Here is a 25871-nt window from a genome sequence, read left to right as displayed (position 1 = left end):
TTAGGGCGCGTTGCGGCCGGACCTACGCTTCGGTGTTAGGCGCAGCCTTTGACTTGGCACCGGCACTCGGCTCCAGCTTCCGGCCGAGATCGACAGCGTCGCGCAGCACTTGCAGATGCGAGCGCCGCGTGGTGCCTGCGGGCGGAACGACCTCGTCGCCTTTTGCCGTCAAAGACCAATAGAGCGTGTGGGTGAAGACGCGGCCGAGCGCGCTGCGCAGCTCGACCTGGATGTTTTCGACGCCGGGGCCGAAATTTTCCGTCATTGGTCCCGAAATCGGGTCGCCTGTCGCCCAGCCATTGCCGCGGTCGAAGACGTTGGTCCAGCGCGTTGCCGCAAACACCGCGCCATGATGCACCGCGCGCTGCGCCTCGCCTGCGAGGTTGTGTCCTTCCTGATAAAGCACGGTGCCGCCGGCCCGCCCGCCATCGGCAATCGGCGGGCAGGCCGAGAACAGCCGCTCGGCAAGGCCGCGCCGGAATTCGGCGAGATTGTAGGTCACCAGAAACTCGCTGTGCGAGAGCGGACTGCCAAGCGTGACGAAATCGCTGATCTTCCACGGCAACGGATGGTCGGCGTCCTTGGTCCGCAGTTGCTGGTAGAGCGCCCACTGCCCACGCCGAAAGCCGGCGAGATCAGCAAGGCTTTCAGGCCATGCCGAGCCATCGGAACCGAGCGTTGCCTTGTCGACGGCATCGACCGCTTCGAGCCTGGCCTTGTCGCGGACGGCTTCCAGTTTTCGCGGCCGGAACTCGGCCCACAATATCTGCAGCAGGTCATAGGCGATGATCGATCCCAGGCTGTGCGAGACCAGCACGATGCGATCGTAGCGCTTGTCTTCCATAAGCGTCTTGAGCAGCGTCAGGCCTCTATCACGGATCAAGGCGCGCTTTTCGACGGTTGCAGCCTCCGCCCGCACATAGGTCGCGACGTCGCCGAAATAGGGAAGAGCGAACTGGTCCACTGCCCAGATGACAAGAGAGGCGAGAGCGGCAATCACAAGGCCGGTGGTCAAGCCGACGGCCTCTTGCCAGACAGATGTCGCAAGCACGAGTGCCGCAAAGAGAATGACGATGACGATCAAAAGCGTGGCGATGTAAAGCTTGCGGGCATCTTGCGGGATATCGGACGGCTTGCGCCACAAAAGGTTCGTCACCCAGGCGGTTAGCCGGCCTCGGGTCGTGCCTTGCGTGATGTCTGCCCAATAGAGTTCGTAGAAATCGGTGCGGCGCCCCTTAACATCGTAGGGCGTGGTGATGCGGCGCAGTTCGTGCGATTTGGTCCGGCTGTCGGGGGTAATCCAGCTTTTGTTCATCTTGGCGCTGCTGGGATCGTCCGGATCCGTCATGTGGGCATGGGACGGCGCGAGGCTGGGATCATGGCTCCAGACAGCCTGCGCAAATCCCCGCAGCGTATCCATGGGCCGCTGTTCGCCCATGCCGTGCACGATCACCACCGCCTGGCTGGGCGGCGCTTCTTTGGAAGCCGGCGATGCGACAGCGTCAGGCACCAACGTCTCCGTTGACGGCAATCCCGTCGATTGGACGGGATTGTTTCCATGCTACCCCCGGATGCCTCCCCGAGCCAACAATACACTGCAGCCGATGTGGAACTCAGTGAACCAGTCCACAGTTTTGCAGTCTTGGCTCGTGCCAACGCACCAAATAGTTCCATCGTCGGCAAACAAAATCATTTCATTTCCCGCCGGAACGGAAGTCGCAGCAAGACATTGTGAAACCATCGATCACAATCTCTCGAAGGAGGCTTTCATGGGACGTGGTATTTTGCTCTGGTTGCTCGGTATTCCGATCCCGATCATCATTCTCATCATGCTGTTCGTACGGTAGGGGGCGTCGATGCAGCCCACCGTATCGGCTATCGACCTATCCGCTTCGGAAGAATCCTCCGCCACGGCCGTCAGCTGGGGGCCGATCATCGCCGGCGCTTTCGCGGCTTCGACGCTGACCTTCATCCTCATGCTGCTCGGCTCGGGGCTGGGGTTAACCATGGTCTCGCCATGGTCCGGCTCCGGTGCCTCGTTGACCACCTTCGCGGTGTCCGGCGCCATCTGGCTGGTCATCGTGCAGTGGCTGTCCTCTGGCGTCGGCGGCTATCTTGCCGGCCGCCTGCGGACCAAATGGGTCGGCATCCACACTGACGAGGTCTATTTCCGCGACACCGCGCACGGCTTCCTCGCCTGGGCATTGGCAACCTTGCTGGTCGTAGGCGTGCTCGGTTCGGCGCTGTCTGCTGTGATCGGGTCAGGTGTGCAGGCGGCTTCGACTGTGGCGTCGGGCGCCGCCATGGGTGCATCGGCCGGCGCGTCTGCCAACGTCGGCGCCGACAATGCGACCTCCTATCTCGTGGATTCGCTGTTCCGGCCCGCCGATGCGACCAAGCTCGCGGCGGCCAATCCGGACAGCGACGCTGCGGCGGTCGGACAGGCCTCGCGCATCCTGATCGCCAGTGCCGCTGCAGGCGAGATTTCGGCTGACGACAGGACCTATCTGTCGCAGCTGGTCGCCGCCCGCACCGGTCTCTCGGAGGCCGACGCCAAGGCGCGTGTCGATGCGCTGGTGGCCAAGGTCGAGGACGCCAAGGTCAAGGCAAAGCAGGCCGCCGACACCGCCAGGAAAGGCAGCGCCACGTTCGCCCTGCTCGGCGCCCTGTCGCTGGTCATCGGCGCCTTTATCGCCAGCGCTGCGGCCGCACTTGGCGGCAGGCAGCGCGATGACGAGGAAGCGGTTTTCCTGACCAACCGCTGAACCGCCCGTTCAACATAAAAAAGCCCGGCACGAAGCCGGGCTTTTCGATTCCGATGCATGGACCGACAACCTTCCCGTGGAAGGTTGCGGCGGGATCAGTGATCCATCGCCTTGACGATTTCCTCGGTCATCTTCTTGGCGTCGCCGAGCAGCATCATGGTGCCGTCCTTGTAGAACAGCGTGTTGTCGATGCCGGCATAGCCGGAGCCGAGCGAGCGCTTGACGAACAGGCAGGTGCGCGCCTTGTCGATATCGAGGATCGGCATGCCGTAGATCGGCGACGACTTGTCGTCGCGGGCGGATGGATTGGTGACGTCATTGGCGCCGATGACATAGGCGACATCGGCCTGCGCGAACTCGGAATTGATGTCTTCCAGCTCGAACACCTCGTCATAGGGCACGTTGGCTTCGGCGAGCAGCACGTTCATGTGGCCGGGCATGCGGCCGGCGACCGGATGGATGGCGTATTTCACGTCGACGCCATTGGCCTTCAGCTTGTCGGCCATTTCGCGCAGCGCATGCTGGGCCTGGGCGACCGCCATGCCGTAACCCGGCACGATGATGACCTTCTGCGCGTTCATCATCAGGTAGGCGGCGTCGTCGGCCGAGCCCTGCTTGACCGTGCGCTCGATGCCGTCGTCGGCTGCCGCCGCCGTCTCGCCGCCGAAGCCGCCGAGGATGACCGAAATGAACGACCGGTTCATGCCCTTGCACATGATGTAGGACAGGATGGCGCCGGACGAGCCGACCAGCGCGCCGGTGATGATCAGCGCCAGATTGCCGAGCGTGAAGCCGAGGGCGGCTGCCGCCCAGCCGGAATAGGAATTCAGCATCGACACGACGACCGGCATGTCGGCGCCGCCGATTGGGATGATCAGCAGCACGCCGAGCAGCAGCGACGCGGCGACGATCAGCCAGAACACCAGCTTGGCCTCGGTGGTGACCAGAAGCACGATCAGCACGATCAGCGCGATGCCGAGGGCGGCGTTGATGATGTGGCGGCCGCCGATCATGATCGGCTTGCCCGACATGCGCCCGTCGAGCTTGAGGAAGGCGATGACCGAACCGGTGAAGGTGATGGCGCCGATGGCGACGCCAAGGCTCATCTCGATCAGCGCCTGGGCGTGGATGTCGCCATTGGTGCCGATGCCAAAGCTTTCCGGTGCGTAGATGGCTGCGGCCGCCACCATCACCGCGGCAAGGCCGACCAGCGAGTGGAAGGCGGCGACCAGCTGCGGCATCGAGGTCATGGCGATGCGGCGCGCAGTGACGGCGCCGACGCCGCCACCGATGGCGAGACCAAGCACGATCAGCCCGAAGCGCCCGGCTGACGGGGTCGCCAGCGCCAGCGTGGTGGCAATGGCGATGCCCATGCCGATCATGCCGTAGAGATTGCCCTGGCGGCTGGTGGTCGGATGCGACAGACCGCGCAGCGCCATGATGAACAGCACGCCGGAGACCAGATAAAGGAAGGACGCAAAGTTGGCGTTCATGGCGCTCTACTTGTCCTTCTTCTTGTACATCGCCAGCATGCGCTGGGTGACCAGAAAGCCGCCGAAAATGTTGACCGAGACCAGCATCAGCGCGACGAAGCCGAAGCCGGTCGCAATGCCCGACGCCGAGATGCCGACGGCCAGCAGCGCGCCGACGACAATGACCGAGGAGATGGCGTTGGTGACGGCCATCAGCGGCGTGTGCAACGCCGGCGTCACCGACCAGACGACGTAGTAGCCGACGAAGATCGCCAGAATGAAAATGGCAAAGCGGAAGACGAAGGGATCGATGGCGCCGCCGGACAGTGCGTGCGCGGCATCGCCCGCCGCATCGGCGCCGCCAGGCGCGTTGGCTAGGTTCTGCACCGCCAGGCGGACGGCGGCACTTGCCTGATCAAGCTGGTCGAGGGCTTTCTGCAAGGTCTGATCCATCACGCGATCCCCTTCGGCTTGGCGGCTTTTTTCGGCGCGGCCTTCTTTGGCGCGGCATCGGCGACCATGGTCTTGGCCGGGATAGCCGCCGGTTCGACATGGGGCTCAACCGCCGCCTTGGCGAAGGCCGGATGCACAACCTTGCCGCCGTCCGTCAGCATCGTTGCCTTGACCAGGTCATCGTCGCGGTTGATGGCGAGCGTCGTGGTGGTCTTGTCGACCAGTGTTTCCACGAAAGCGAACAGGTTGCGGGCGTAAAGCAGCGAGGCCGATGCGGCGACGCGCCCGGGCACATTGAGGTGTCCGACGATCTTCACATTGTTGGCCGTGGTCACCACCTGACCTGGGACCGCGCCTTCAACATTGCCGCCGCGCTCGACGGCAAGGTCGACGATCACCGAGCCCGGCTTCATCGAGGCGACCATCGCTGCCGACACCAGTTTCGGCGCCGGCCGGCCGGGGATCAGCGCCGTTGTGATGACGATGTCCTGCTTGGCGATGTGCTCGGCGGTGAGCGCAGCCTGCTTGGCCTGATATTCCTTGGACATTTCCTTGGCGTAGCCGCCGGCGGTCTCGGCTGCCTTGAACTCCTCGTCCTCGACGGCGAGGAACTTTGCGCCGAGCGATGCGACCTGTTCCTTGGCGGCGGGGCGCACGTCGGTGGCGGTGACGACCGCACCCAGCCGGCGCGCGGTGGCGATCGCCTGCAGGCCGGCGACGCCGACGCCCATGATGAAGATCTTCGCCGCCGGCACCGTGCCTGCCGCCGTCATCATCATCGGCAGCGCCCGGTCATATTCCGATGCGCCGTCGATCACCGCCTGGTAGCCGGCAAGGTTGGCTTGGCTGGACAACACGTCCATCGACTGGGCGCGGGTGATGCGCGGCATGAATTCCATCGAGAAGGCGGTGACGCCGGCCTTGGCAAGGGCAGCTATCGCCGCATCGTTGCCGTAAGGGTCTATGATGGCGATGACCGCCGCACCCGATTTGTAGCCCTTCAGCTCGGCATCCGTGGGACGGCGCACCTTCAGCACCACATCCGCCCGGCCCGCATCCGCAGCCTTGCCGATCGCGGCACCTGCCTTGGCAAATTCCTCGTCGGGAATGCGCGACCTGGTGCCGGCGCCGGTCTCGACGATCACGTCCAACCCCAACGCCGCAAGTCGCTTCACCGTATCGGGCGAAGCAGCAACACGCGGCTCGTTGGCGTCGAGCTCACGAGGGATGAAAACCGTCTGCCCCACCGCATGATCCTTTCGGCTGGAACCTGTTTGCGCAACATGGCGGCCGGAGTCCGGCGGCCTTCCGGCAAAGGGTCTGAAAGTCTATCGGAGAATGAAGGCGCCGACGGCCAAGATCAGCACGAACAAGATGACCGCCGAGAAGAAGCCGCCTGCAAAGAAGCCGAAAGCCATGGCCAGGAGCAGGGCGCCGCAAAACAGCGAGCCGTATTTGGCGAGCGCCAGGAAGCCGGCATAGGTGCGGTCGTGCTCGGCATAGTCCATCTTCGCGCCCAGTTCGACAGGACCGGTCGGCGTGTGATCAGCCATAGGAATACCCCTTCGAAGACATCTTTGAGGCACATAGCGAAAAGCCGGGCCAAGAGCAATGGCAGGATTGCCGCACGGCCGGCGACAACAGCCTCAAAGGAATGTTGAAAGCCGGCGATGCGGGCTTGAAGCCGGCCTCTGTCGAAAGTTGAGATTTCGCGGCTCAGCCGGCGAGATGCGGGAACAGGCCGAGCAGTCCGGCAACGATGAGATAGAGGGCGACGATGTAGTTGAGGAGCCGCGGCATCACCAGGATCAGCACGCCGGCGATCAGCGAGATCAGCGGGGTGAGCGTTAGCGCGGAGATATGCATGTGGTTTCCCTTTCGATGGGCGCGTCAGGCGCCGCGTCATCAAGAACGCCGAAGCCACGGGAAAGCTCCAGAATCAACGTGCTAAATTTCACGGGCTTTGCCAGCGCTACGCTGCTTCGCGGATATATTTGGCGGTGGGCAGAATGGTCAGCGGCGCGAGCTCGCCGGCCGGCGCCTTGGCAAACAGCATGCGCCGCTCCAGCGCCGTCGACTGGAAGAAGGGGAAGCGGTGCAGTGTCGGCGCCATGTTCTGCTCGCAGATCGATTCATAGAAGAAGATCGGCATGGTGAAAGGCGGATAGAGGCGCGGCTCGCCGACCTGCACCGAACCGAAGATGCGATGGTAGAACGCCGTGTGCTCTTCGCGGATCATCGAAATGCAGCTGGTGGCGTTGAAGAAGGTGTTGGCGATGACAGCCAGCCGCAGCGTGACATAGGGCAGGGCTCGGTGGGCCGACGACATTTGCGGATCGATCGCCAGCCGGCTCGGGTCGATGAAGGTTTCGCCGCGTGCCAGCCGCAGCAGCAGCCGGTCGCCGAAAACCGTCATGATCGGCGCCTCGGGGCTCTCGCGGGTCAGGTGGTGGAGCCTGACGGTGCTGACCAGCTCGCCGTCCATGAAGACGCCGAAGCAGTAGCAATTGCGCGCCTCGTCAAGATGATCGGCGAGCTTCTGTTCGACGATGGTGTCAAGCAGGCCGTGCGAGTGAAAAGCCTTGTAGCGCAGCCGGTAGACCGCTTCGAGGTCCTCACCGCTTTCGCAGCGCCGGTATTCGATGCGCTCCAGAACGTCGAGCACATTGCGGGCGAACAGTGAAATCGGCTCGGATTTGACCGCCGTGCCCGAAGGCAGGCCTGACTGATGAGTGTCCATTACTTCCCCTCGTACCGCCGCAGGAGAACAATACCGGACGACCGAAGGAACAAGAAGATGAAACTTAAATCGTCTGCGTTTACTGAATGTTAACCTTAACAAACGGTTAACGCCTAAACAATTCAACGCCTTTTAAACCGGCTTTTCAAGCGCAAATTAATCACGGAAAAGTCAGGGCGTGGCGAGTTTTGCCACTGGCCGCAGCTCCGCGGCGAAAGGCCAGGTCACATTAGACATGGTTTCGATGCCCGAGGCGCTCAGTGCTGCGCCAAACAGGAAGCCCTGAACAAGATCCGGCTTCACCGAATGCACCAGGATCTTCAGCTGCTCGAAGGTTTCCACGCCTTCGATGGTGACGGTCAGCCCGAGCACCCGGGTCAGGTCGACAATGCCTTTCAAAAGGTCGAGCGAGCGCTTGTTCTGGGTCACGTCCATCAGGAACGAACGATCGATCTTGATCTTGTCGAGCGGCAGCTTGTGCAGATAGCTCAGGCTTGAATAGCCGGTGCCGAAATCGTCGAGCGCGATGCGCACGCCAAGCTGCTTCATCTCCTCGATGTACTGGCGTGTCAGCGACTTGTCGTCTAGCAGGGCGGTTTCGGTGACTTCGATCTCCAGGCGGCCGGCGGCGAGCCCCGATTTAGCAAGCGCATCGGCAACCTTCTGGACGACGTCGCGATTGCGGAAATCCTTCGCCGAAAGGTTGACCGAGACGCTGGTCTGGCCGGGCCATTTGGCGCATTCGACGCAGGCCGCCTCGAGCACGAACGTGCTGATCTCGGAAATGATGCCCATTTCCTCGGCTAGAGGGATGAAGACGCTGGGCGAAACCGGCCCGAGATCGGGATGATCCCAACGGCACAGCGCCTCGCAACTGGCGATGCGCATGGTGCTCATCGCCACGATCGGCTGATAGACCACCCGCAGCGCCTTGCCTTCAACGGCGGTGCGCAGGTCCGCTTTCATCAGCTGGCGGTTGCGGAACGCCGCATCCATCGCGGCCTCGAACAGCCGCCAGTTGTTCTTGCCGAGTTCCTTGGCCTTGTAGAGCGCGAGATCCGCCTTGACGATCATGGCGTCGACATCCGTGTCCTCGACCCTGGACAGCACAGCACCGGCGCTGGCCTGGATGCGCAGGCCATGGCCGGCGACATCGACCTCGCCCTGCAGATCGGCGAAGACCTGGTCGAGCAGGCCGGTCAGATGGCTTTCATCCTCGACCCGGTCGAAGAAGATCATGAACTCGTCGCCGCCGAAGCGGCTGACATTGACACCTTGCCCGGCGACGGCCGCCAGGCGTTCGGCAACGGCATAGATCAGCCCATCGCCAACCGGATGGCCGAGCGTGTCGTTGACGCTCTTGAAATCGTCGAGATCGAGCACTGCCAGCGCGCACAGGCGGTCGCGGCTGCCCGACGCCATGGCTTCGCCGACCAGCTCATGGAAATAGGCGCGGTTCGGCAGGCCGGTGAGGCTGTCAAAGCGCGCCATGAAGCGGATCTTTTCTTCGGCCTCGACGCGGGCTGTGACGTCCTCGAAGGTGATGACGCCGAGGTCCTGATTGCCCTCGCGGGCAGAGAACTCGAAGTACTGGCCATTGGAGAAGGAGACCAGCACCTTACGGTCGCGGCCCTCGCGCAGCGCGCGCGTCAGCTGCGCCTCGACATAGCGGCAGTCCTTGGGCGCCAGCATGCCGCCGGCAACGCCGCGCAGCAGCAGGGAATGGATCGACCGCCCGAGCAGCTGGTCGGGCGAGCGCAGCGACATCAGAAGCGCGGCTTCGGCATTGCCGACGACAACCTTGCCGTCGGGGCCGAGCATGACCAGGCCATGCGACATGGTGTTGAGCGCGCGGTTGAAGCGCTCGGCGAGCCTCGCCGCCGTCTTGCGCTCCGAAATGGCGTTGAACAGCACGGTGCGGACGTGGCTGGCCATGCGGGTGATGATGAAGATGAACGGTACGATGTAGAGGCCGAGGATGAAATCGCCGACATGGCCCTTGAGCATCAGCCCGACCGCGATCGGCATCACGACCGTGAAGGCCTGCACCGCGACCATGGTCTTGGAGCCGTAATTGCGGCCAACAATGGTCACCGTCGAGCCCATTATGACGGCAATGGCAGCGCTTTCCCCGAAAACATCGGGAATGAGATAGATCGAGGTAAAGCAGAAGAGCCCCATGAAGAAGGCCTGGATGGTGCCGCCAACCAGGTAGTAGCGTTCCCACTTCTTGGCTTGTTCATAAGTCTCGAAACTACCGACGCGCAGGCCTTTGCGGATGCCGTAATAACGGTAGAGGCCGGCCGCAAGCATAAGCGCGGCCAGTGCAAGATAGGCCGGGTGCCCTGAGGTAAAATAAACGAGAATACCGATGAGGCCGTGGCAAAACGCGCCAATCAGCAGGATCCCGGGATCGTTGAACAACGATCGCACGAACCCAGCATAGACGTCCTCACCTATCTCTGCGGCTTTGTTTTCTTGCATGGCCTGCGGTGTCGCACGAACCGCAGTCATGGCACATCTGCCTTAAGAAAGGTTTAGAGATGCCGTTTCGGCGTCTGCCGTCAAGTCGGCTATCCCGGCGTAAGCCGGGGAAATTCCTGTTCAGGTAAACAAGGCGTCACTCTGCGGCCTGAAGTTCAGGCCGCGCCGGCGTGTTGGCCAGCCGCTCGACAAGCCTTTTGCGCTCGCCATCGGCCTTTTCGGCGCTGGCCTGCCGGACATGGCCATAGCCGCGAATGAGCGCCGGCACCGAGGCCAGCGCCACGGCGGCCTCGATCCTGCCCGGTGCAAGTGCCGCCGCGATAAGCGCGAGATCGGCCTCATAGCGGGCCAGAAGCTGCCGCTCCATGCGCCGCTCGGCGCTATAGCCGAACACGTCGAAAGCCGTGCCGCGCAAGCCTTTCAGCGTCGCCAGCAGGCGAAAACCCTTCATCATCCACGGGCCGAAGCTCGATTTCTTCGGCTTGCCGTCATTGCCGCGCCTGCCCATGATCGGCGGCGCCAGATGAAATTCGAGTTTTTCGTAGCTCTGGAACTGCTTTGACAGTTCCGTGGCGAAGGAGCCGTCGGTGTAGAGCCGCGCCACCTCGTATTCGTCCTTGATCGCCATCAGCTTGAACAGGTTTTTGGCCGCAGCTTCGGTCACCGCCGTTGAACCGGGCACCGCCTTTGCCTCGGCGGCGCGCAAAACGGCCAGCTTTTCGGCATAGCGCCGGCCATAGGCGGCGTTCTGGTAGGCGGTGAGGAAAGCGATGCGGCGGGCAATGATATCATCCAGCGTTTCGGCGATCTCAGTGGCCTTGCCCGGCTGGGCGATGAGGCCGCGCACGAAATCAGGCTGATGCGCAGCGCGACGCCCCCAGCGGAAAGCGGCGATGTTCATCGCCACCGCTTCGCCGTTCAATTCTACTGCTTTTTCAACGGCTTGCGCCGACAGCGGCAGGCCGCCATGCTGGAAGGCAAAGCCGAGCATGAACATGTTGGCGCCGAGCGAATTGCCGAACAATTGCGTGGCGGTGCGCGTGGCGTCGAAGAAATGCGCCTTGTCGTCGCCGGCAGCAGCGCGGATTGCCTTCTTCAGCCGCTCGATCGGCAGCGAGAAATCCGCCGAGCGGGCGAATTCGCCGGGCATGATCTCGGCGGTGTTGGCGAGGAAGATGGTATGGCCTTCGCGCACCGCGCCAAGCACCTTCTTGGCGCCGGACACGACGAGGTCGCAACCGAGCACCAGGTCGGCCTTGCCGGCCGAAACGCGGATGGCATGGATATCGTCCGGGGTGCGGGCGATGCGGACATGGGTGAACACCGAGCCGCCCTTCTGGGCGAGGCCGGCCATGTCGATCATGCCGCAGCCCTTGTCCTCGAGATGGGCGGCCATGCCGAGCACCGCCCCGATGGTGACGACGCCGGTGCCGCCGACGCCGTCGATGATCGCCGCCCAGCCCTCGCTGCCAAGCGGGAATTCAGCCGGCACCGGCACGCCGTCGAGCGGATCGGTCCGCCCGGCAATGCCTTCAGCCTTGCGGATCTTGGCGCCGTGGACGGTGACGAAGGACGGGCAGAAGCCGTTGACGCAGGAGAAATCCTTGTTGCAGCTCGACTGGTCTATTCTGCGCTTGCGGCCGAACTCGGTCTCGACCGGCTGGATCGAGACGCAGTTCGACTGCACGCCGCAATCGCCGCAGCCCTCGCAGACCAGTTCGTTGATGAACACCCGCTTGTCGGGATCCGGGAAGGTGCCGCGTTTGCGGCGGCGGCGTTTTTCGGCCGCACAGGTCTGGTCGTAGAGCAGCACCGAGACGCCTTTGACGTCGCGCAGCTGGCGCTGGACCAGATCGAGATCGTCGCGGTGATGGATGGTCGCGCCGGATGGAAATTCAGCCTTCCCGGCATATTTGTCCGGCTCGTCGGTGACGATGGCGATGCGCTCGACGCCTTCGGCGCGCACTTGCCTGGCGATCATGTCCACCGTCAGCCCGCCTTCATGCGGCTGGCCGCCGGTCATGGCGACGGCGTCGTTGTAGAGGATCTTGTAGGTGATGTTGGCGTGGGTCGACAGCGCGAAGCGGATCGCCAGAACTCCGGAGTGATTGTAGGTACCGTCGCCGAGATTCTGGAAAATGTGGTCGCGCTTGGAGAACGGCGCCTGGCCAACCCATTGCGCGCCTTCGCCGCCCATGGCGGTGAAGCCGACGGTGTTGCGATCCATCCACAGCGCCATGAAATGGCAGCCGATGCCGGCGGCGGCGATCGAGCCGTCTGGCACCTTGGTCGAGGAATTGTGCGGGCAGCCGGAGCAGAAGAATGGCGTGCGCGAACCGATATCGCTGGTGTCGGCAAGCATCGCCTGGAACTGGCGCAGCTTCGCCACCTTCGCGGCGATCTCTTCCGAAGGACCGATGGTGCGCAGGATCCGCTCGCCCAGCGCAATGGCGATCTCGTTGGGGTCGAGCGCGCCCTTGGCCGGGAACAGCCAGTCGCCGCGCTCGTCCTTCTTGCCGACGATGACCGGCTGGGTGGCTGTGCCGTAGAGGTTTTCGCGCAGCTGCACCTCGATCAGCGAGCGCTTCTCCTCGACGACGACGATGGTGTCGAGGCCACGGGCGAATTCGGAGATATGCTGCAGGTCGAGCGGCCACGGGCAGCCGACCTTGAACAGGCGGATGCCGATGCGGTTGGCGGCGGCCTCGTCGATGCCGATGTCTTCCAGCGCCTGGCGGACATCGAGATAACTCTTGCCCAGCGTGATGATGCCGAGCTTCGGGCTGCGGCCGCCGGAATAGACCATGCGGTTCAGGCCATTGGCATGGATGAAGGCGGACGCGGCGGCGCGCTTGTGTTCATGCAGCCGCTCCTCCTGGCCGAGCATGTCGATCTCGTGGCGGATGTTGAGGCCGCCGGGCGGCATGTCGAACTCCGGCACGACGATGTTCAGCCGCTCGAGCGCGGCATCGACGGAGGCCGTCGATTCGATGTTGTCCTTGACGCATTTGATCGCCGCCCAGGTTCCGGCGAAGCGCGACATGGCAAAGCCGTAGAGCCCGTAGTCGATGATCTCCTGGACGCCGGCCGGATTGAGGATCGGCACCATGGTGTCGACGAACAGGAATTCGGTGGCGTGCGCATTGGTCGAGGATTCGGCCATGTGGTCGTCGCCCATCAAAGCGAGCACGCCGCCATGCTTCGACGATCCCGCGAGGTTGGCGTGGCGGAAGACATCGCCCGAACGGTCGACGCCCGGTCCCTTGCCGTACCAGACCGAAAACACCCCGTCATGCGTGCCTTCGCCCAGCAACTCCGTCTGCTGCGAGCCCCAGCAGGCGGTGGCGGCAAGCTCCTCGTTGAGGCCGGGCTGGAAGACGATATCGGCCGCGGCGAGCTGTTTTTTCGCCCGCCACAGCTGCATGTCGAGGCCGCCGAGCGGCGAGCCACGATAGCCGGAAACGAAGCCTGCCGTGTTGAGGCCGGCGCGGCGGTCGCGCTCGCGCTGCATCAACAGCATGCGGATGACCGCCTGCGCGCCGGATAGGAAGATGCGCTCCTTGCCAAGATCGAACTTGTCGTCGAGCGCGACGTCATGCAGCGTCATCAGGCATTTCCTCTGCGGAGGCGGCGGCGGGGGGCGCAGCCAACGTAGGAGTGAGATGGCGCAGTCTTTCTCCGCTTGCAAGGCAGGTCAAACGAAATCGAAAGTGCCAGGCTGAGCGGCGCGTCAGGCCTTCGGGCAATCCGGCTTCGGCTCGTTCGGCAGCTTGCCGTCGGGATGGCCGGCGAGATCCGGGTTGGCGGTGTAGAGCTGGTCGACGACCAAGGGACGGTCGGGCAAGATCGACTGATCCTCGCTCGATATCAGCGTGGTGTCGATCTTCTGAAGCTCAGTGCCGTCGGAACCCTTGATGCTGATCGAAATCGCGTAAGGCTTATCCTTGACGATACAGGTCAGCGCCGGGCTCTCCAGGCTGACCTTGTCGAGCTTCGGCCAGACCTTCTGCTCGACCACCAAAGGCGCGCCGCCGGCGGGATTCTGGAAGCTGGCGACCGCCACCTGGCCTTCGCCCATCGGCTGCAGGGGCCGCAGCGTCACGACATAGGTCGCCCGGGCGAGACGGTAGTTGAAGACGACGACCTTGCCGGAAACCTCGAACAGCTTGCCATCGCCGCCGGTGTCGCGGCAGGCGCCGAGCGCAACAGCGGCAGTGAATGCCGCGCCGACAAGGATCGAACGAAAAACCCTAGGCATTCTTGACCTCATGAGCCGCCGTACGGCGGCGATAGTGACGGCTTGCTTTCTGGCGGTTGCCGCACACCGCCATGTCGCACCAAAGACGGCTGGAATTGCGGCTTCTGTCGACGAACAGCCAGCTGCAGTTGGGACAGATTCTGAGCCTGGCGACCGTATCGTCGCGCAGCAGCGACAAGGCCGAAACCGCCAGCGCCGCCTCAAAGGCGATCGGCGTCGCCGGATCGCCGAACGGCTTGCCCGGAGCGCCGATCTCGGCCGGGCTCTGATCGAGTCCGCTGGCGCATGCCTTGAGAAAAGGGGCGAGGTCGCCGGCGGCAAGCGCACCTTTCGACACCGCGCCGCGAAACAGCCGGTCGGTCGTCTCCCGGATCGACAGCACCACCGGGGCGATCCTGTCCGGCGAGGCCGCCTCCAGCCGCCTGCCGCCAAGCTCGGCGCCGCGAAAACCGCTGGCGGCATCGGCAAAGCGCGCGATCTCGGCCGGATCGGCAAAACGGTCGAAGGTTTTGTCGGGATCGTTGCGCAACACCACGGTGTTCGCCGTGTCGAGCGCAAGCATGCCGCCGGTGAAGCGATGCGGGGTCCAGGATACCGTCATATCGGAAATCTAACCGATAAATCGCGTTTGACAAGTTAGATTCTACGATGCAAACCTTGGTGCGGGCGCGGCCTCCGCAGGACTTTGTTGAGGCATGTCGTTGCCCCAAAACCGCTTTGCACTTTTGGGCGGCATGCCCGGAAGGTCACCCATGCTCTATTTCTTCCAGCAGGTGCTGAACGGGCTGCATTCGGGCGCGCTCTATGCGCTGCTCGCCTTCGGCTACGTGCTGACCAACGGCATCCTGCACCGGACCAATCTCGCTTATGGCGCACTGTTCGCCTTTTGCGGCCAGACGATGATCCTGACCGTGGCCTTCGGCTATCAGGTATTGTGGCTGACCTTGCTGGCGGCGGTGGTGCTCGGCGTCGTCACGGCTTTCCTCTATGCCGCGCTGATCAGCCACGTGCTGTCGCGCAGCGTCTTCGAACCGCTGGCCGACCGCACGCCCAACGCAATCGTGGTGACAACGCTCGGCATCCTGCTGGTGCTGTCGGAAGCCAGCCGCATTGCCGCCGACACACATGACTGGTGGCTGCCGCCGATGCTGGCGCAGCCCATTGTTTTTGCTCAGGACGCCAGCTTCAAGGCGACGCTGACGCTGATCCAGCTTATCGACTGCGCGATTGTTCTAGCGGCAATCATCCTCGCCGCATGGGCGTTTGCCCGTTCGGGTTTCGGCCGCCGCTGGCGCGCCGTCTCCGACGATCCCCATGCGGCAGCCTTGTGCGGTGTCGATGTGCGCAAGGTGTTCCGGCATGCTGTGCTGTCCGGCGGTTTCTGCGCCGCACTGGCCGGCGTCATGGCAGCCCTCTACTACGGCAATGTCAGCTTCGGCTCCGGCCTCGTCTACGGTCTGAAAATCCTCTTCGTCACCGCGGTGGGCGGCTATCTCTCGCCGCCACGTGCCGCGCTCGGTGCGGCCGCCTTCGGCATGGCGGAGTCGTTATGGGCCGGCTATTTCCCGATCGAATGGCGCGATGGCTGGATGTATCTGTTCCTGGTCGCAGCACTCGTGCTGATCGGTCCCGGCCGCGACCAGCAGAAGATCGCCTGATCGCCGCATCCGGCATCAGACTTTGGTTGCATGACGCAGCCGCCAGGCGGCGCTTTATCCCCTGCCTCCCGTCACAACGCCGTTGATCGCGCCTATGCCATGTTGACCCGCCGAACCACGCGCGGCATACCGTTAGGCCACAGCGGCGCGACGGAAAATAAGGGGAGCCGGCGCGCCTTCGACATAAGGGAGGAATGCATGGCAGGGCTGCTCGCTCTATCCAGAACGATTGACCGTATGAACGAGTTCATCGGCAGATGGATATCGTGGCTGATCCTGCTGGCAATCCTGGTCAGCGCCGGCAATGCCGTCATCCGCAAAATCTTCGACATCTCGTCGAACGCATGGCTGGAATTGCAGTGGTACCTGTTCGGCGCCGCCTTCATGCTGGCCGCCGCCTACACGCTGAAGCAGAACGACCACATCCGCATCGACATCGTCTACGGCATGTTCTCGCGCCGCGTTCAGCACTGGATCGACCTGCTCGGCCATCTGTTCTTCCTGATGCCGTTCGTGACGCTGATGGTGATCTATTTCGTGCCTTACGTGTCGCTGTCGTTTCGCAGCGGCGAAATGTCGAACAATTCCGGCGGCCTGATCATCTGGCCGGCCAAGGCGATCTTGCTCGTCGGCTTCTTCCTGCTGGCCCTGCAAGGCATCTCCGAGATCATCAAGAAGATCGCCATCATGAGCGGCGACATGGACGATCCCAATCCGTTCATATCGGCGCACGAGCAGGCCGAGCTCGACGCGAAGGCCCTCGCCGACGAAGCCAAGGCGCTCGCCCAGGAGGCGCGCCCATGATCGAGTTCATCGCCCAGAACATGGCGCCGATCATGTTCGCCTCGCTGATCATCTTCCTGCTGATCGGCTACCCCGTCGCTTTCTCGCTCGCCGCCAACGGCCTGATGTTCTTCTTCATCGGTGTCGTTTTGTCGCCCTATTCGGGCGGCTCGATCAATCTGGCCTGGCCGCTGCTGCACGCTTTGCCCGACAATTTCTACGGCAGCCGGGTGATGTCCAACGACACGCTCCTGGCGATCCCGTTCTTCACCTTCATGGGCATCGTGCTTGAGCGCTCCGGCATGGCCGAGGATCTGCTCGACACGATCGGCCAGCTGTTCGGGCCGATCCGCGGCGGTCTTGCCTATGCCGTGATCTTCGTCGGTGCGCTGCTGGCGGCCACCACCGGCGTGGTGGCCGCGTCGGTCATCGCCATGGGCCTGATCTCGCTGCCGATCATGCTGCGCTATGGCTATGACCGCCGGCTGGCGGCCGGTGTCATTGCCGCCTCGGGCACGCTGGCGCAGATCATCCCGCCATCGCTGGTGCTGATCGTGCTGGCCGACCAGCTCGGCCGCTCCGTTGGCGACATGTATGCCGGCGCGCTGATCCCAGGCCTGGTCCTGACCGGCCTTTACGCGCTCTACATCCTGATCATGTCGATCGTCCGGCCGAAATGGGTGCCGGCGCTGCCGCTGGAGGCGCGCACGCTGGGCCACGGCGTTCTGTCGCTTCTGGCGGCGCTGCTGGTGACAGTCGCGATTTCCTATGCGGCCTATCGCTATCTCGCACCGGCGCATGGCGACAATGCCGACATTCTCGGCGCCAGCGTCGGCGTGCTGTTCATCTACATCGTGGCGATTGCCGACAAGCGCCTGAACATCAACATGATGTCCCGGCTGGCACAGCAGGTGATCATCGTCTTGATCCCGCCGCTGGCGCTTATCTTCCTGGTGCTGGGCACCATCTTTCTCGGCATTGCCACGCCGACCGAAGGCGGCGCCATGGGTTCCGTCGGCGCCTTGATCATGGCGGCGGCCAAGGGGCGGCTGTCGCTCGACGTGATCAAGCAGGCGCTGACCTCGACAACGCGGCTATCGTCTTTCGTGCTGTTCATCCTGATCGGCGCGCGGGTGTTCTCGCTCACCTTCTACGGCGTCAACGGCCATATCTGGGTGGAGCACCTTTTGACGTCGCTGCCGGGCGGCGAGGTCGGCTTCCTGATCGGCGTCAACATCCTGGTCTTTTTCCTGGCCTTCTTCCTCGATTTCTTCGAGCTCGCCTTCATCATCGTGCCGCTCTTGGCGCCCGCAGCCGACAAGCTCGGCATCGACCTGATCTGGTTCGGCGTGCTGCTTGGCGTCAACATGCAGACCTCGTTCATGCACCCACCCTTTGGCTTTGCGCTGTTCTACCTGCGCTCGGTCGCCGCGCGCGTGCCCTATCTCGACCGCCTCACCGGCAAGCAGATCGCGCCGGTAACCACCGGCCAGATCTACTGGGGCGCGGTGCCCTTCGTCTGCATCCAGGTGATCATGATCGGGCTGACCATCGCCTTCCCGCAGATGGTGATGCACTACAAGGGCGCGGCCGTCGATCCAGGTACGATCGAGATCAAGTTGCCGGACATGCCAGGTCTTGCGCCTCTCGGCACACCACCGCCTGCCGATGGCGGCGCATCTCCGGCGGCGCCACCCTCGAACGATCTGTCGCAGCCGCCGAATTTCGGCGACACGCCACCGGCCAGTCCGGCGCCGCCGGCGACGGATCTGTCCAAGCCGCCGAGTTTCAACTGATGCCGCATGGGATAAAGCGATGAGAGCTGTGCGCCTGGAAGCGGTGGGTAGCATCGCGCTGCGGGAAGTCGACAAGCCCGTTGCGGGACCGCAGGATGTTCTCGTGCGCGTGGAAGCCTGCGGCGTTTGCGGCACCGACCGCCACCTCCTCCACGGCGAATTCCCTTCGAGCCCGCCGGTGACACTTGGTCACGAATTCTGCGGCATCGTCGAGGCCGTCGGAGAAGCGGTTTCCGGCATCGCCGTCGGCGACCGCGTCACCGGCGATCCCAACATCTCCTGCGGGCGCTGCGGCCATTGCCGGGCCGGCCGTGTCAATTTGTGCAGCAATCTCAGGGCCATCGGCATCCATCGCGACGGCGGCTTCGCCGACTATGTCGTGATGCCGCAGAGCCAGGCCTTTCTACTGCCTGCGAACCTCAAGCCAACGCATGGCGCGTTCTGCGAGCCGCTGGCGTGCTGCCTGCATGCTGTCGATCTCGCCGGCATCAGGCCTGGCGCTTCGGTTGTCGTGCTCGGCGGCGGCGTCATCGGCCTGCTCACCGTGCAATTGGTGAGGCTCGCAGGAGCGGCGACAATCATCCTGTCGACGCGGCAAGCCTCCCGCCGGGCGCTCGCCGAAGAGCTCGGCGCAACGGCGACGGTCGATCCAGGCGCCGTTGACCCGATCGAGGCCATCGCCGGGCCAGGCGGGCTTGTGCCCGGTGGGCTCGACGTGGTGCTCGAATGCGCCGGTGTCCCCGACACCGTCGAACAATCGATGCGGCTGGCGAAGTCGGGCGGCACGGTGGTGATTGTCGGCGTCATGCCGCAAGGCGTGAAAGTGCCCTTCGAACCGTTCGACATCCTGTTTCGTGAATTGAAGGTTCTTGGCTCGTTCATCAACCCCTTCACCCACCGGCGGGCTGCGGACCTTGTCGCGTCCGGAGCAATCGAGATCGACAAGCTCATCTCAAGACAGGTCGGCCTCGAGGAAGCCCCCTCGGTGATCGCCAATCCGGCCGCCCCCGGCCAGGTCAAGGTGCTGGTGGTGCCGGGACGAAGCTGAGGCGCACCGGCGCACGTCAACCCTTGCCGCCGGTTTGGCTATCGGCTATTCAGGCCGCGCCGAAAAAGACATGGCCGGTTCGGTAGTCCGGCCTCTTCCGTTTCTTGTTTCTCGAGCATGATCTTGTCCGAAAACCGGACGCCACTTCTAGGGATCATGCTCGGCGGAGGCCTGTTCATCGCTCTTGTGCGAGAGGACCCGCGGCCGGCAAGCGAGGCGCACAGCCCGCGAGCCGGTTGGGTCTTGGCAAAATTCCGATGTCAATGCACCCGCCGGTTCGTGGTCTGCGGCCAAGCCTGTCCGCACCTCAACCGTGACAGGAAACGTATCATGAAACTGAACCATGCAAATCTGGTGACGGCCGACGTTGCCGGGCCTCAGTGATTTCTTCACCGGCCATTTCGGCTTTGCGCTTCTCGACATGCGCGGCAAGGATGCCTTTGCTGTTCTGCAAGGCAGCGATGGCTTTGCGCTCAACCTGATGAAGCCCAGCAAGGGAGAGGAGGCCGCCTATCCCGACGGCTTTCATGTCGGCTTCTTCATTGGCAATGCGCAGATGGTGCATGCAAAGCATGCCGAACTTGCCGGTGCCGGCCGCGAGCCGGGCGACGTGCAGGAGCTGACGCGCGGCGGCGTCAAATCGACCACCTTCTATTGCAATGCGCCGGGCGGAATACTGGTCGAGGTCAGCGCCTACGCGGGCTGACAAAAAAAGACCCCGGGCTATCCAGCCCGGGGTCTTTTTAAATGAACAGCGGCCTACAGCTTGCCGTTGCGCTGCTGGACCATCATGAAGGTGTCGTAATTGTACTCGGCCACCTGCGCCCACAGATAGTGCTCCTTGCGGAAGCCCTTGATCGAGTCCCAGATCTTCTTGAACTGTGCGTTTGAGGCTTCCATTTCGGTGTAGACCTCGTTGGCCTTCTCGAAACAGGCAGCCATGATTTCCGGGGTGAACGGCCGCAATTTCGCGCCGCCGGCCACCAGCCGCTTCACCGCCGCAGGATTGAGATAGTCGTATTTCTGCAGCATGTTGGCGTCTGCCGCCTGCGCCGCTGTGTGTACCAGCGACTTGTAGGCAGGCGAAAGCTCTTCGTATTTCGCCTTGTTGAACATCAAATGGACGGTCGGCCCGCCTTCCCACCAGCCGGGATAGTAGTAGTAGGGCGCGACCTTGTAGAAGCCAAGCTTCTCGTCGTCATAGGGGCCGACCCATTCGGCGGCGTCGATGGTGCCCTTTTCCAGCGCCGGATAGATGTCGCCACCGGCGATCTGCTGCGGAACGACGCCGAGCTTCGAGACAACTTTGCCGGCAAAGCCACCGATGCGCATCTTGAGGCCGGAAAGGTCGGCGACGGTGTTGATCTCCTTGCGGAACCAGCCGCCCATCTGCACGCCGGTGTTGCCGCCGGGCAGGCCGAAAAGACCTTGCGTGGCGAGAAACTCGTTGAACAGGTCGATGCCGCCGCCATGGTAATGCCAGGCATTCATGCCGCGTGCATTGAGCGAGAACGGCACCGCCGCACCCAGCGCCCATGTAGGGTCCTTGCCCCAGTAATAGTATGACACCGTGTGGCAGGCCTCGACCGTACCGGCAGTGGTGGCGTCGGCGGCCTGCAGGCCGGGCACCAGTTCGCCGGACGCAAAGACCTGGACCTGGAAATTGCCGTCGGTCGCCTCCGACAGCATTTTCGAGAAGACTTCCGCGCCGCCATAGATCGTATCGAGCGATTTCGGGAAGGACGATGCCAGCCGCCACGTCACTTTCGGATTGGATTGGGCGATTGCCGGCGCGGCAAGCGTGGCCGCAGCCGCCGCGGCGCCCACGCCGGTGACCCCGGCCTTGCGGATGAATGAACGACGATCCATGCAGTTCCTCCCTATTGGACCAACAAACCGATATCAGGGACATCTCCTCACGCCCGGTATCGGTTTGCCCGAAACAATACACGGGCAAGGGGTCGAGTCCAGCATGGCAGCGGGATTTGACGGCGGCGCTGGCGACAAATCCGCAGGCTTGGCGCCCGGCCTGCAACTATAGTCTAACGTTTATTGCCTGGCCCATGCGAGGCGGTGAAACTTGCCATGGAAAAGCGCCTTCGGATCGCCTATTTTGCAGGCACAATAGCCTATTCGCTTCGCGTCAAAGGGAATCCGGACCCAAAATGCACCAACCGCTCGTCGCCATATCGACCGACGTCCGTCAGTTCGACAACTACACCTGGCATGCCGCCCCGCAGCAATATATCGAGGCGGCGCTTTCGGGCGCAGGCGTGTTGGCGCTGCTGGTGCCGTCCTTCGGTGACCGGCTCGACTTCGACGAATTGCTGTCGTCGGTCGACGGCGTCATGGTCACCGGCTCGAAGTCCAACGTGCATCCCTCACTTTATGGCGGCGATGCCAGCGAGGCCAACGGCCCCTACGATCCGGCGCGCGATTCCACTACGCTGCCGCTGATCCGCAAGGCGATCGAGCGCGGCGTCCCGCTGCTCGCCATCTGCCGCGGCATCCAGGAACTGAACGTGGCGCTGGGCGGCACGCTCGGCACCGAAATCCAGGAGCGCGAGGGCTCGCTCGACCACCGCGCCCCGGTGAGCGACAACCAGGACGAGCGTTTCGCCATTCACCAGACCATTTCGATCAAGCCGGGCAGCTGTCTGGCCGGCGTGTTCGGCGCCGGCGACATCAAGGTCAATTCGCTGCATCGCCAGGCGATCGACCGGCTCGGCTCGAAGCTGCAGGTCGAGGCCGTCGCCGCTGACGGCACAGTCGAGGCGGTGTCGGTAAAGGACGCCCGCGCTTTCGCTGTCGGCGTGCAATGGCACCCGGAATACTGGGTCAAGTCGGACAGCAACTCGGCCAAGATTTTCCGCGCCTTCGGTGATGCGGTGCGCCTGCATGCGGCGGCGAAAGCCGGCGCGCGGGCGGCGGCCGAGTAATCGAGCGTATCAGTTGCCGGATTGATCCCGATCGTCGGCGGCCGCCAGCGATAGCAACGGCGTGGCTGGCGCGTAGGATTCGTAGCCATCGCCATCGGCAACCGAGAAGGTGACGATCGGGTCGATGCCGTCGGCGCTGAAAGCCACGGTGCCGTCCTGCTCTTCGCGCCAGAATTTCGCCCGCTCGATGCCGGGCAGCAGCCGGCGGCAATTTGGCGCTACCGTCAACAGTGACAGGCCGTCTCGAATCGCGGCGCCGCGGCTCACCGCGCAATCGCCTTCATCGCCATTGGCGACAAGCCTGAAGCTGGTGGACGGCGTGACCTCGTCGGCAGCGCTTTGCCCAGCGCCGCCGTGAAGCAGCTGAACGCCGCCTAACAGCGCCGCGGCGGCGATCAATGCGGAAAGTATCTTCATTCTGGTATTCATCCACGCATACGCCCCGGATGAATAATCATTTCAAAGGGGTTAAGCCGACGTTAATAAATGTGGCCGTCGCGCCCCGGCGTTAACCGGCGGCCTTCACATTCACCGTCTCCGGCACCGGTGTCAGCGGCCGCCGCTCGCTGAACCAGGACACCAGATTGTCGACGCACAGATCCGCCATGGCGCGGCGCGTGTGGTGCGAGGCCGACCCGACATGCGGCAGCAGCGACGTGTTGGGCGCTTCGAGCAAGGCCTTGGGCACGTTCGGTTCGTCGGCAAAGACGTCGAGCCCGGCGGCGGCGATGGTGCCGTTGGCAAGCGCTGCCGCGAGCGCCGGCTCATCGACCGTACTGCCCCGGCCGATGTTGACGAACACGCCATTGGCGCCAAGCGCCGCCAGGATTTCGGCGTTGACCGCCTTTTCGGTGGAAGCGCCGCCCGGCACCACGGAAATCAGCGTGTCGACCGCTTCGGCAAGGCCCTTCAGCGTCGGATGGTATTGGTAGGCAAGCCCTTCGACACGGCGCCGGTTGTGGTAGGCGACCGGCAGCCCGAACGCCTCCAGCCGGCGCGCCATGGCCAGGCCGATGCGGCCCATGCCCAAAATGCCGACATGGCGGCCGCGCAAGGTCAGCCGGCTCAGCGGATAGTTGCCCTTCTTCACCCAGCTGCCGTCGCGCAGCCATTTCTCGGCGGTATAGAGTTCGCGCACGGTGTTGAGCAAAAGGCCGATCGTGGTGTCGGCAACCTCTTCGGTCAGCACATCGGGGGTGTTGGTGACCATGATGTTTTTCTTGGCCGCATGGACGGCATCGACGGAATCATAGCCGACGCCGAAAGACGCGATCAATTCGAGATTGGGCAAGGCATCCATCAATGCCGCGTTGACGCCGGCGAAGGACGCAATGGCGCGCACGTCACGGCGCATTTCGTCGGTGACAAGTGCGGGATCGGCGCGTTCGATCTTGACCCGTCTGAAGGTGCGGTCGATGCGCTCGACCGCATGGTCGTTGAAATGCCCCGGCACCAGAACGGCGACGGAGTGCAACTGCTCAGGCTTGGTCATGCACGCTCCACCGGCTTGCCGGTCGACTGGCGCACATGCAGTTCCGGCTTGATCAGTTCCTGCGACGGCCGTACCGCCTGTCCATTCAACTTGTCGAGCAGTGCGCTGGCGGCGCGGCGGCCGACCTCGCGCTGGCCATTCCAGACCGTGGTGAGCGCCGGTGTTGCGATTGCCGCCTCCTCGAGGTCGTCATAGCCGGTGACCGAGATGTCGGCGCCCGGCACCAGACCGGCGCGGGCAATGCCGTTCATCAGCCCGATGGCGACGAGATCATTCCAGCAGCAGGCGGCGGTTGGCTTGTCTTTCAGCGCCAAAAACTGTCCAGCCGCCTCGAACCCGCCCTGCTTGGTGCGCGGCCCGGCAATGCGCCAGGACGGCCTGACCTCAAGCCCGGCGGCCTCCATGGCGTTGAGATAGCCCTGATAGCGGTCGCGCCCGGTCGAGGTCTGGTCGGTGCCGCCGATCATGGCGATGCGCTTGTGGCCGAGCGAGATCAGATGATTGGTGGCAAGTGCTGTGCCATAGGCATCGTCACCACGGAACACCGGCACATCGGCGCCTTCCACGGTGCGCGCGATCAACACCGCCGGCAGGCCGTTTTCCTCGGCCATGACGATGTCGGAAGCCGGCGTGCCGATGGCCGGCGACATGATGACGCCGTCTGCGCCGAGCTGCAGCAGCGTGTCGATGAAGGTGCGCTGCTTCTCCAACTGGTCGTAGTGGTTGGACAGGATGAAGGTCTGCCGGCTGCGGTCGAGCTCGCTTTCGATCGAGCGCAGGATCTCGGCGAAGAACGGGTTCATGATGTCGTGGACGACGACGCCGACAATGCCCGAGCGCGAGGTGCGCAGCGAGGCGGCGCGGCGGTTGTAGATATAGCCGATGGCGCGGGCATGTTCCTTGATGCGGTCGCGCGTGGCGCCGGCGACCAGCGGGCTGTCGCGCAGTGCGAGGGAGACCGTGGCCGTGGACACGCCAAGCGCATCCGCGATCGTCGAAAGCTTGATCTTTTGTGCCAGCCCTTCGCTCCCCGAGTTTTTAAATTGTTTAAATGCGGCGTTATGCCATCGGATTCGGAGCAAATCAAAGTTTTTTCGCCAGCGCCTCCGCCTCGACGTCGACAGTCGTGCGATTGCGCAGGCGCAGACGGTGCTCACGATGGATGATGTAGAGGCCGCTGGCGACGATGATGGCGGCACCGACCAGCGTCCAGCGGTCGGGGAACTGGTGGAAGATGATCCAGCCGGACAGGATCATCCAGACCATTTGCGAATAGGGATAGGGCGCCAGCGCCGTGGTGGTCGCCAGGCGGTAGGCCTGCACCAGGAGCCAGTGGCCGCCGGCGCCGAACACGCCCAGCATCACCAGAATGAGCCAGTGCCAGCCGTCCTGCGGCAGCCCATGCGAGAACGGCAGCATGGGCAAAAGCAGCACGGCCGGCGCCAGCGCCGAAAACAGGATCAGGCTTTCCGAGCTTTCGCTGGCCGACATGCGTCGCGTCATGATGACGTAAAAGGAGTTCGACAGCATCGAGCCAAGCGCGAAGAGATGGCCGACACCGAACACGCCGACGCCCGGCCTTGTGATGACCAGCACGCCGACAAAACCCGACAGGATCGCCAGCCAGCGCCGCCAACCGGCCCATTCGCCAAGCAGCGGGCCGGCAAGCGCGGTGATCACCATCGGGCCGAAGAAGTAGATCGAAGTGGTCTCGGCCAGTTGCAGTGTCTTGAGCGCCATGACGTTGCACATGGTCGAGCCGAACAGCAGCCCGCCGCGCAGGATGTGGGCCGGCAGATTGTTGGCGCGGAAGCGCGACGGCTCGCGCCAGCCGCGCAGGAAGACACCGACGAGCACGACATGGACGGTGAAGCGGGCCCAGGCGACGACCAGCGCCGAGACGCCGGCCAGCACCAGATATTTGCTCGACGTGTCGAGAAAGGTGAAAAATACATAGGTCGAAAGCATGAACAGCATCGCCGC

General features: G+C 63.6%; 23 protein-coding genes. 7 read left to right on the top strand and 16 right to left on the bottom strand.

The window, feature by feature from the left end; translation table 11 throughout:
• Positions 1 to 22: 22 nt before the first annotated feature.
• The gene (locus AC1DZ8_RS03415) at positions 23 to 1510 is read right to left on the bottom strand and encodes a hypothetical protein (RefSeq protein ID WP_477308772.1); all 1488 of its coding nucleotides are present in this window, start codon (positions 1508 to 1510) and stop codon (positions 23 to 25) included.
• A gap of 346 nt (positions 1511 to 1856) precedes the next feature.
• Between AC1DZ8_RS03415 and AC1DZ8_RS03410 the strand changes: the two genes are divergently transcribed.
• Complete coding sequence (locus tag AC1DZ8_RS03410) at positions 1857 to 2765, top strand: hypothetical protein (RefSeq protein ID WP_477308770.1); 909 nt, start codon at positions 1857 to 1859, stop codon at positions 2763 to 2765.
• A gap of 95 nt (positions 2766 to 2860) precedes the next feature.
• Here the strand turns inward: AC1DZ8_RS03410 and AC1DZ8_RS03405 are convergent, their stop codons facing one another.
• The 10 genes from AC1DZ8_RS03405 to AC1DZ8_RS03360 all read right to left on the bottom strand — a co-directional run bounded on the left by AC1DZ8_RS03405 (position 2861) and on the right by AC1DZ8_RS03360 (position 14773).
• Positions 2861 to 4258 carry an NAD(P)(+) transhydrogenase (Re/Si-specific) subunit beta gene (locus AC1DZ8_RS03405; protein WP_477308768.1) on the bottom strand — a complete coding sequence of 466 codons (1398 nt, stop codon included), beginning with the start codon at positions 4256 to 4258 and terminating at the stop codon, positions 2861 to 2863.
• A 6-nt stretch (positions 4259 to 4264) separates the two neighbouring features.
• A complete protein-coding gene (locus AC1DZ8_RS03400; protein ID WP_477308766.1) occupies positions 4265 to 4690 on the bottom strand; it encodes a proton-translocating transhydrogenase family protein in 426 nt (141 codons plus the stop codon).
• Positions 4690 to 5937 carry a Re/Si-specific NAD(P)(+) transhydrogenase subunit alpha gene (locus AC1DZ8_RS03395; RefSeq protein ID WP_477308764.1) on the bottom strand — a complete coding sequence of 416 codons (1248 nt, stop codon included), beginning with the start codon at positions 5935 to 5937 and terminating at the stop codon, positions 4690 to 4692. Before AC1DZ8_RS03395 ends, AC1DZ8_RS03400 begins: the two co-directional genes overlap by 1 nt.
• A gap of 81 nt (positions 5938 to 6018) precedes the next feature.
• On the bottom strand, positions 6019 to 6243 hold the full coding sequence (locus AC1DZ8_RS03390) for an aa3-type cytochrome c oxidase subunit IV (protein WP_477308762.1): 225 nt from the start codon (positions 6241 to 6243) through the stop codon (positions 6019 to 6021).
• 163 nt (positions 6244 to 6406) lie between these two features.
• Positions 6407 to 6556 carry a DUF3096 domain-containing protein gene (locus AC1DZ8_RS03385; protein WP_477308760.1) on the bottom strand — a complete coding sequence of 50 codons (150 nt, stop codon included), beginning with the start codon at positions 6554 to 6556 and terminating at the stop codon, positions 6407 to 6409.
• Between the two features lie 106 nt (positions 6557 to 6662).
• Positions 6663 to 7430 (bottom strand): N-acyl amino acid synthase FeeM domain-containing protein, encoded by a 768-nt coding sequence (locus tag AC1DZ8_RS03380; protein WP_477308758.1) that lies wholly within the window; start codon positions 7428 to 7430, stop codon positions 6663 to 6665.
• Between the two features lie 171 nt (positions 7431 to 7601).
• Positions 7602 to 9944, bottom strand: a complete 2343-nt coding sequence (locus AC1DZ8_RS03375) for a putative bifunctional diguanylate cyclase/phosphodiesterase (RefSeq protein WP_477400315.1) — start codon at positions 9942 to 9944, stop codon at positions 7602 to 7604.
• A 106-nt stretch (positions 9945 to 10050) separates the two neighbouring features.
• Positions 10051 to 13521 (bottom strand): indolepyruvate ferredoxin oxidoreductase family protein, encoded by a 3471-nt coding sequence (locus AC1DZ8_RS03370; protein WP_477400314.1) that lies wholly within the window; start codon positions 13519 to 13521, stop codon positions 10051 to 10053.
• 123 nt (positions 13522 to 13644) lie between these two features.
• On the bottom strand, positions 13645 to 14184 hold the full coding sequence (locus tag AC1DZ8_RS03365) for a hypothetical protein (protein ID WP_477308752.1): 540 nt from the start codon (positions 14182 to 14184) through the stop codon (positions 13645 to 13647).
• Entirely contained in the window at positions 14165 to 14773 is a 609-nt protein-coding gene (locus AC1DZ8_RS03360) for a CGNR zinc finger domain-containing protein (RefSeq protein ID WP_477308750.1), read from the bottom strand. Before AC1DZ8_RS03360 ends, AC1DZ8_RS03365 begins: the two co-directional genes overlap by 20 nt.
• Positions 14774 to 14924: 151 nt before the next feature.
• Here AC1DZ8_RS03360 and AC1DZ8_RS03355 point away from each other — a divergent pair, with 151 nt between their 5' ends.
• The 5 genes from AC1DZ8_RS03355 to AC1DZ8_RS03335 all read left to right on the top strand — a co-directional run bounded on the left by AC1DZ8_RS03355 (position 14925) and on the right by AC1DZ8_RS03335 (position 20163).
• Positions 14925 to 15830, top strand: coding sequence for a branched-chain amino acid ABC transporter permease (locus AC1DZ8_RS03355; protein ID WP_477308748.1), 906 nt, complete (start codon positions 14925 to 14927; stop codon positions 15828 to 15830).
• Between the two features lie 198 nt (positions 15831 to 16028).
• Positions 16029 to 16634 (top strand): TRAP transporter small permease subunit, encoded by a 606-nt coding sequence (locus AC1DZ8_RS03350; RefSeq protein WP_477308746.1) that lies wholly within the window; start codon positions 16029 to 16031, stop codon positions 16632 to 16634.
• On the top strand, positions 16631 to 18409 hold the full coding sequence (locus AC1DZ8_RS03345) for a TRAP transporter large permease (RefSeq protein ID WP_477400313.1): 1779 nt from the start codon (positions 16631 to 16633) through the stop codon (positions 18407 to 18409). The genes AC1DZ8_RS03350 and AC1DZ8_RS03345 overlap by 4 nt, the downstream gene beginning before the upstream one ends.
• A gap of 19 nt (positions 18410 to 18428) precedes the next feature.
• Complete coding sequence (locus tag AC1DZ8_RS03340; RefSeq protein ID WP_477400312.1) at positions 18429 to 19457, top strand: zinc-dependent alcohol dehydrogenase family protein; 1029 nt, start codon at positions 18429 to 18431, stop codon at positions 19455 to 19457.
• Between the two features lie 367 nt (positions 19458 to 19824).
• Positions 19825 to 20163: a VOC family protein gene (locus AC1DZ8_RS03335; RefSeq protein ID WP_477308742.1), complete on the top strand. Its 339-nt coding sequence runs from the start codon at positions 19825 to 19827 to the stop codon at positions 20161 to 20163.
• A gap of 53 nt (positions 20164 to 20216) precedes the next feature.
• On the opposite strand, the gene AC1DZ8_RS03330 is transcribed toward AC1DZ8_RS03335, so the two are convergent.
• Positions 20217 to 21326: a TRAP transporter substrate-binding protein gene (locus AC1DZ8_RS03330; RefSeq protein WP_477308740.1), complete on the bottom strand. Its 1110-nt coding sequence runs from the start codon at positions 21324 to 21326 to the stop codon at positions 20217 to 20219.
• Between the two features lie 296 nt (positions 21327 to 21622).
• Here AC1DZ8_RS03330 and AC1DZ8_RS03325 point away from each other — a divergent pair, with 296 nt between their 5' ends.
• A complete protein-coding gene (locus AC1DZ8_RS03325; RefSeq protein WP_477308738.1) occupies positions 21623 to 22396 on the top strand; it encodes a gamma-glutamyl-gamma-aminobutyrate hydrolase family protein in 774 nt (257 codons plus the stop codon).
• Between the two features lie 9 nt (positions 22397 to 22405).
• On the opposite strand, the gene AC1DZ8_RS03320 is transcribed toward AC1DZ8_RS03325, so the two are convergent.
• The 4 genes from AC1DZ8_RS03320 to AC1DZ8_RS03305 all read right to left on the bottom strand — a co-directional run bounded on the left by AC1DZ8_RS03320 (position 22406) and on the right by AC1DZ8_RS03305 (position 25856).
• A complete protein-coding gene (locus tag AC1DZ8_RS03320; protein WP_477308736.1) occupies positions 22406 to 22813 on the bottom strand; it encodes a hypothetical protein in 408 nt (135 codons plus the stop codon).
• Positions 22814 to 22904: 91 nt separating this feature from the next.
• Positions 22905 to 23888, bottom strand: a complete 984-nt coding sequence (locus AC1DZ8_RS03315; protein ID WP_477308734.1) for a 2-hydroxyacid dehydrogenase — start codon at positions 23886 to 23888, stop codon at positions 22905 to 22907.
• On the bottom strand, positions 23885 to 24907 hold the full coding sequence (locus AC1DZ8_RS03310; RefSeq protein WP_477400407.1) for a LacI family DNA-binding transcriptional regulator: 1023 nt from the start codon (positions 24905 to 24907) through the stop codon (positions 23885 to 23887). Before AC1DZ8_RS03310 ends, AC1DZ8_RS03315 begins: the two co-directional genes overlap by 4 nt.
• Before the next feature lie 64 nt (positions 24908 to 24971).
• The gene (locus AC1DZ8_RS03305) at positions 24972 to 25856 is read right to left on the bottom strand and encodes a DMT family transporter (protein WP_477308732.1); all 885 of its coding nucleotides are present in this window, start codon (positions 25854 to 25856) and stop codon (positions 24972 to 24974) included.
• Positions 25857 to 25871: the final 15 nt, after the last annotated feature.

It is taken from the genome of Mesorhizobium sp. P2_F7 (assembly GCF_056403695.1).
Note: the sequence above shows the minus strand (reverse complement) of the source record. Positions and strands in the feature narration are given on the sequence as shown.